This window comes from Streptomyces ardesiacus (assembly GCF_003112575.1).
GTDB classification, from domain to species: Bacteria; Actinomycetota; Actinomycetes; order Streptomycetales; family Streptomycetaceae; genus Streptomyces; species Streptomyces ardesiacus.
The window spans coordinates 664,250-670,410 of the sequence record NZ_BEWC01000007.1; the positions used below are offsets into that span (position 1 = coordinate 664,250).

6 protein-coding genes and 1 pseudogene are annotated in these 6,161 nt (G+C 72.7%); 3 read left to right on the top strand and 4 right to left on the bottom strand.

The window, feature by feature from the left end; all coding sequences use genetic code 11:
• Positions 1–28: 28 nt before the first annotated feature.
• The 3 genes from Sdi02f_RS25005 to Sdi02f_RS25015 form a co-directional block, all read right to left on the bottom strand.
• The gene (locus tag Sdi02f_RS25005; protein ID WP_030400144.1) at positions 29–379 is read right to left on the bottom strand and encodes a hypothetical protein; all 351 of its coding nucleotides are present in this window, start codon (positions 377–379) and stop codon (positions 29–31) included.
• Between the two features lie 260 nt (positions 380–639).
• Positions 640–1,728, bottom strand: a complete 1,089-nt coding sequence (locus Sdi02f_RS25010) for a peptidoglycan-binding protein (RefSeq protein ID WP_108934044.1) — start codon at positions 1,726–1,728, stop codon at positions 640–642.
• 312 nt (positions 1,729–2,040) lie between these two features.
• A complete protein-coding gene (locus tag Sdi02f_RS25015) occupies positions 2,041–2,769 on the bottom strand; it encodes a ScbR family autoregulator-binding transcription factor (RefSeq protein WP_108934045.1) in 729 nt (242 codons plus the stop codon).
• Between the two features lie 421 nt (positions 2,770–3,190).
• On the opposite strand from Sdi02f_RS25015, the gene Sdi02f_RS25020 reads away from it, so the two are divergent.
• Positions 3,191–3,937 (top strand): HAD family hydrolase, encoded by a 747-nt coding sequence (locus tag Sdi02f_RS25020; RefSeq protein ID WP_031084253.1) that lies wholly within the window; start codon positions 3,191–3,193, stop codon positions 3,935–3,937.
• Between the two features lie 7 nt (positions 3,938–3,944).
• Here Sdi02f_RS25020 and Sdi02f_RS25025 read toward each other — a convergent pair whose 3' ends face one another.
• Complete coding sequence (locus Sdi02f_RS25025; RefSeq protein WP_108934046.1) at positions 3,945–4,760, bottom strand: alpha/beta fold hydrolase; 816 nt, start codon at positions 4,758–4,760, stop codon at positions 3,945–3,947.
• Positions 4,761–4,894: 134 nt separating this feature from the next.
• On the opposite strand from Sdi02f_RS25025, the gene Sdi02f_RS25030 reads away from it, so the two are divergent.
• Complete coding sequence (locus Sdi02f_RS25030; RefSeq protein ID WP_030400149.1) at positions 4,895–5,458, top strand: GNAT family N-acetyltransferase; 564 nt, start codon at positions 4,895–4,897, stop codon at positions 5,456–5,458.
• Between the two features lie 180 nt (positions 5,459–5,638).
• Positions 5,639–6,161: pseudogene (locus Sdi02f_RS36575) on the top strand (hypothetical protein); the annotation flags it as partial.

The following is a 6,161-nucleotide window of genomic DNA, read 5'->3' on the forward strand; positions in this document are numbered from 1 at the left end:
CGTCCCCCCGCCCAGCCGTACGGAGTCGTCAGGCCAGGGCCAGCCGTGCCTCGGCCTTGTTCGTGCCGGCGAAGGAGTGGGAGAACTGCTTGCGCACGCCGGAGTTGCAGGCCTCGGCGCGCTTGGTCTGGCCGTTGCCGCCCACGATGCGGACCACGGCGCACTTGCCGTCCGTGCGGGTGTCCTCGACCCAGCCGGACACCGTGACCTTGCCGCCCGAGCACCGCAGCGTCCAACTCGCCTCCGCGCCGTCGATCTTGGGGGCGGCGGACGACGGGCAGGCGGCGGCGTTCGCCGGTGCGGCGACACCGAGGGCGAGCCCGCCGGCGAGCAGGACGGCGGAGAGGGCGGACGTGACGGTCTTGCGGACTGCGGACATGGAGGTACCCCTTCGAGGAGAGAGAGTCGCCGGGAACCCGGCCGGGACGGAACGGCGCGTTTCTCCCGTTCCGGGCCGTCCCGCCGGTGCGGCTGGACGGCGGGTCCGGGAGCGCCGGTCGCCCCCTCAGCATGTCCGGCGGAACCGGACGGCGAGCACGATGCGCGAGGCTCTTCCATGTGCATCCGTGCATGCCCATGCAGCACGCGGGATGTGGGCTCCGGCCTGCGGGTATGCGGTGCCGGGCCGGGCCCGGTGCGTCACGTGGGCGGCACGGGCGAACGGTTCTCGGGGCGCTGGTAGTCGGGTGAGCCGACGGGTGGGCGCTGGTTGACGAGCAGGGCGAGCCAGGTCGCCCGGTCCGTCCTTCCCGTCACCGGCAGGCCATGGGTGCGCTGGAACAGCTTCAGGTCCTCGGCAGTCGCCGCCGTGAAGTGTCCCGAGACCGCCGTGGCTCCCAGGCCGACGTTGTTCAGGAGGTCCTGTACGGCGCGTACGGCCGGGCCCGTGTCACCGGGCGCGACCTGTTCCAGCAGTTCCGGCCAGGTGTGGTTGCCCACCTTGCCGTCGGCCTGGAGCTGGTGCTTCTCCTGGAAGTCCATGACCGCTTCGTGGGTCGTCTCCTCGAACCGGCCGTCGGCCCGCACGTCGTAGCCGTGCTCTTTCAGCAGGTACTGCAGCGCGCGGCCCCACGCGTACCTGTCCACCGCGTTCTTGTCCATGTACAGCAGCGGCCATTCCTCCGATGCCCGGTCCGTCCGGTCCGCCCGGTCCGCCTGGTCCGTCCGGGCCGACGCACCCGCGCCCTCCGCGCCGCGTTGCCCGCTCCCGGTGCCCGCCTGACCGGCCGGGACGAGCCCCCCGTCGGCGTACAGGCCCGCGGCGAAGGACACGGCGGCCGTGACCGCGAGGGCAAGGAAGGGACGGGCACGGCGGAACCGGGGGCCGCGGCCGGCGGGGCGGGTGGAGACGCCCGCGGCGGAGGCGCCGTCGGGGCCCGTGCTGCCGGAGGTGGTCCTGTCGGCGGGGCCGGGGCAGACCGCGCGCTGCCTGCTGTTCCACTCCAGGGCGGCCCTGCTCAGCGACCTGGCCCGGTCCAGTTCCGATGCCGGTGCCCGCAGATGGGCGTGGAGGGCCTCCACGATCCCCGGGGGCGCCGTCGAGGTGTGTTTCGGGTTCAGGTAGCGCGACAGTGTCGTCTGGTCGATGCCGAGGCGTGCGGCCAGGGCCTGCTGTGTGGGACGCCTGCCGTCGAAGGCACCGCCCGTCCCCTCCCACCAACGCCGGAGCAGCGCCGCCAGCTCCGCCCCCGGCTGTTCCGGGTGCGGGCTCTCCCGCTCGTGCGTCATGGCTCGCCTGTCTCCCTGTCGTCGTACGGACAGGCGGGGCGTCCACGTCACTGCGCGACGCTGCATCGACGCTGCTGCGTCAACGCCGCTGCATCAACGGCATGACAGCAGGTCATGAGCCTGCATCGCGGCAGACACGGGTGCCTCGGCCTGCGGAGGCGCAGATCGTAGCGACGGGGCGGGCGCGCCGGATCTCCCGTTTCCGGCGGCGCTCACGTCACCCGGCGACCGGGGAAACGTTCACGCCGCGCAGGATGGCGGCGGTCCCTTCGTCGGCGGGGCATGTCGCGGCGAGCAAGGGAGGAGCCGCGTTCATACGAAGGAGTGGCCGGGGAGGGAGCCGTCGGGCCCAGGTGCGGGGTCGCTCTCGGGGTGTTCGCGCCGGGGCCGTTCGTCCCGGGCTGTCCAACCGCCGCGGTCGCCCCCGACCCGCGTCGGCGCCGTGAACGTCATCGGGTGCGGGTCCGAGAGGATGGCCGGCAGGGTCAGTTCCCACCAGTCGGAGATGCGGCCCCGGAGTGCCTCACGGCCGTCCAGCGCCTCGGTGAGCGTGCAGAAGCCGAAGAACGCGCGGACCAGCGTCCGGGCCGTGGCGGCGGGGCGGACGTGGGCGGCGAGGTGACCGCTGTGCCGGGCCTGGGCCAGCAGGCGGGTCACGGCCGTCGTCCAGAGCACGAAGGGGTCCGGGAGGCGGGCGTTGATGGTGTCGCGCTCCGCCCAGAGACGGGCGCCCGCGCGGGTCACGGAGTCCTCGGCGAGGGCGCGGGCGATCTCGTGGCTCAGGACGACCAGGCGCTCCAGTGGCGGCACGGTGCGGTCGACGTAGCAGGTGGCGAGGCCGGGCCAGGTGGCGAAGCCGTCCTGGACGACGGCGAGGGCGATGCCCTCTTTGCTGGTGTAGTGGAAGTACACGGACCCGCTGGTTCGTCCGGAGCGGTTGCTTATGTCGTTGACGCTGGTCCCCGCGTAACCGTTCTCGGCGAAGAGGCAGGCGGCCGCCTCCAGAAGTGATCTGCGGGTTGCTCTGGCCCGTTCCTGCAAGATTCCATACTTTCCGCTCGTCGTGAAATGAGTGAGGGAAAATCTAATGCGCCCGCGTACGCCCGGAGCAATCAGGCGTCAACCGTACGCGGTTCCTACGCATTTCTTTCGATGGTGCACGCTTTCGAGTGACGCGTGCCCCTGCAAGGGAACTCTCCCGGTCGTCCGCTCCCCGCGGCCCTCGCCGGCCGGCCGGTGACATGCGCCTTCATTTCTCCCCCAAGTCGCTTGCCACGCACCCTATCTGACGGGCAACCAGGCGAAAGGGACAGCCTTGCGCTCCAGCAGCACATACCTCACGCACATCAGCCGGTCCAGGCACTCGAAATGATGATTGCCCTGCATTTGGAGACAGAAATAACGTAGCCGTCGCAATGTTTTCCTTTTGCGGCTGATGCCCCAAAATGCGGAGGAGGACACCGTGACGCCGATCTCACGCACGCTGTCGGACTGGTCGCCCGAGGCCATCGTCTTCGACTGCGACGGCACCCTGATGGACACCGAACGCCACTGGCAGGACGCTCGCACGCGGGCCTTCCGTGACTTCGGACTCCTGCCCCCGCCGGGCTTCGCCGAGCGGGCCAAAGGAGTGCACTACGTCGACTGCGGCCGCCTGATGGCGCAGGAGACGAACAAGCCCGACCTGGCCTCCGAGCTCGCCGAGGCCCTGCTCGGGCACTTCCTGTCGCTCGTCGCGGAGGACCCGCTGACCATGCCGGGCGCCTCCGACTTCGTCCGCCTGTGCTCGCGCCGGCTTCCCCTGGCCGTCGCCAGCAACTGCCCGAGGGAGGTCGTGGACGAGAGCCTTCTGCGCGCCGGACTCCGACGGTACTTCCGCCACGTCGTCGTGCCCACCGTGGAGCCCGGGGACTCCGGTGGACCACGGCCGGTGCCGGAAGCCGACGGGCCGGAGCGCACCGTACGGCCCAAACCGTGGCCCGACGTCTACAGCACGGCCGCCGAGCTGTGCGGCGTCGCGCCCGCGGCCGCTCTCGCCGTCGAGGACTCCCTCACCGGCATCGAGTCGGCGTCGCGCGCGGGCCTGCGGGTGCTGGGGGTGGGGCCCCTGCCGAAGGGCAGCGACGGCGGGCAGGCCGACGCCTGGACCCCGAGGCTGGATTCCGAGGAGCTGCTGTCGTGGACCCGGGAGCGGGTACCGGCGTCGTGACCGCGCCTCAGCCCGCCAGGAACGTCAGCAGGTCCGCGTTGAACCGCCGCGCGTGGCTGACGTAGATCCCGTGCCCGGCGGCCGGGTACTCGAGGTAGGTGACCTCCCGCAGCAGCTCGGCGGTGCGCCAGCCGGTGCGTTCCACCGGGGCGGAGAAGTCCGCGTCGCCGTGCACGACCAGGGTCGGGACGCCGATGCCCCGCAGGTCCGCGCGGTTGTCGGCGTGGAAGCAGGCTTCCTGCGCCTTCAGCAACGCCCACGGCGCCGTCGACAGGCACTGGCGGTAGGTGACGTCCATCTGCTCGGGTGAGACGTCGCTGCCGAGGTGGGTGGTGAAGTAGAGCTGGGTCTGGCGGGCCAGCCACTTCGGCCGGTCGGCGCGGACCGCCGCGCGCAGTCGGTCGAAGGCCGCCTGCGGCATGCCCTGCGGATTGTCCTCGGTCTGCTTCAGGAACGGCAGGGTCGAGGAGAGGAACGCGGCCCGGGCGACCCGGCCTTCGCCGTGCCGGGCGAGGCAGCGGGCGATCTCCGCGCCGCCCATCGAGTGGCCGACGAGCGTGACACCGGTCAGGTCCAGGTGCGCGAGGAGCGCCGCCAGGTCGTCGGCGGTGGAGTCGATGCCGTACCCGTCGCACGGGCGGTCGGAACGGCCGTGACCGCGGCGGTCGAGGGCGACGCAGCGGTAGCCGCGGTCGGTGAAGTGCGGGATCTGGTACTCCCACATGTCGGCGGGGAGCACCGCACCGGCGACGAAGACGATCGGCTCGCCCCGGCCGTAGTCCTCGTAGGCGATGCGGGTGCCGTCGTGGCTCTCGAAGTACATCCGGATTCCCTCCCGTTGGGCCCTGCGTGACCCGGATACTGCCCGGTGCGGGAAAGAGCGGCGATTACCCCGGAGGTAGCCCCGCCCTGGAAATTCGGTGTCGTGCCCGCCCGTCCGGACGCAGGATGTGGCCCATGACGCTGGCCACTCCTGTACTGCGGACCGACCGGCTGCGGCTGCGGCCCTTCACCGACGCCGACGCGGGTCCTCTCTTCGCCCTGCACGGAAACACCTCCGTGATGCGCTACTGGGACTCCCCTCCGTGGACCGAACGGGCCCGCGCCGAGCGGTTCCTCGCGACGTGCCGGAGGCTGGAGGACGAGGGCAGCGGCGCCCGGGTGGCCATCGACCGGGTGTCCGACGGGGCCTTCGTCGGCTGGTGCGGCCTGTCCGAGTGGAACCCGGTCTGCCGCAGCGCGTCGCTGGGTTACTGCCTCGACGAGCCGATGTGGGGGCACGGCTACGGCACGGAGGCCGCGCGCGCCCTGCTGGGGTGGGCGTTCGACACGCTGGACCTGAACCGGGTGCAGGCAGAGGCCGACACGCGCAACGCGGCCTCCGCGCGGATCCTGGAGAAGGTCGGGTTCGTACGGGAGGGGACGCTGCGGGAGGACTGCGTCGTGAACGGCGAGGTGTCCGACTCGTGGGTGTACGGGCTGCTCAGGCGGGAGTGGCCGCCGTCGCACGCGGCGCGCTGAGTCCGCGCCGCGGCGGGGCGGTGCCGACGGGCGGTACGGCACTCGCGCCTTCCGCGCCCGGGAGGCAGGACGTGGCGCGTTCCGCACGCGTGCGGGGAGTGTTTCCCCGGCGCACCCCTGCTGTTCGCCGTGCCTGGCTACCTTCGCCTCGCCCGGTCCGGCAGCAGGAGAGGTATGTCCATGAGCGCCCCTGTCCACGGCTCCTCCGAACGGCCTTCCGCGGCCACCCTGGCGGCGGCCAGGCAGCGTCGCGAGGAAGGGCGGGGCGGGAGTTCGTCCGGATCCGGGACCTCGGCGGAGCGGGCCCTGCTCGGGCTCCAGGCCAGCGCCGGCAACCAGGCGGCGACCGCCACCGTCCAGCGCGCCCGGGGCCGGACCCTGGAGCGGCCCCCCGGCACCGACACCGGCCGGCCCGGCTCGGTCCCCGCGGCCCGACGCGCTCCCGCCGGCCTCACGCGACGCGGGTCGGCTCCCGGCACACTGGCCGGGCTCGGCGCCCTCGGCACGGGTTCCGGCACCCGGTCCGCCTCGGGCGCCGAAGTCCGTCCCCCCGGCGGCACCGTGGAACCCGACGCGGGCGCCGAGACGCGCGGCGGCACTCCGGAGCCCGTCACCGCCACCGGGACCACCGCGGCGAACCGTTTCCCCCCGTCGGGCCGTACCCGGCGCGGATCCGACACCGACACCCGGCCCGAGCCCGCCG

What these genes read in the sequence shown, in the direction of transcription:
- Sdi02f_RS25005 (WP_030400144.1), bottom strand. Translation starts at nt 379, where the DNA reads ATGTCCGCAGTCCGCAAGACCGTCACGTCCGCCCTCTCCGCCGTCCTG.
- Sdi02f_RS25010 (WP_108934044.1), bottom strand. Translation starts at nt 1,728, where the DNA reads ATGACGCACGAGCGGGAGAGCCCGCACCCGGAACAGCCGGGGGCGGAG.
- Sdi02f_RS25025 (WP_108934046.1), bottom strand. Translation starts at nt 4,760, where the DNA reads ATGTACTTCGAGAGCCACGACGGCACCCGCATCGCCTACGAGGACTAC.
- Sdi02f_RS25030 (WP_030400149.1), top strand. Translation starts at nt 4,895, where the DNA reads ATGACGCTGGCCACTCCTGTACTGCGGACCGACCGGCTGCGGCTGCGG.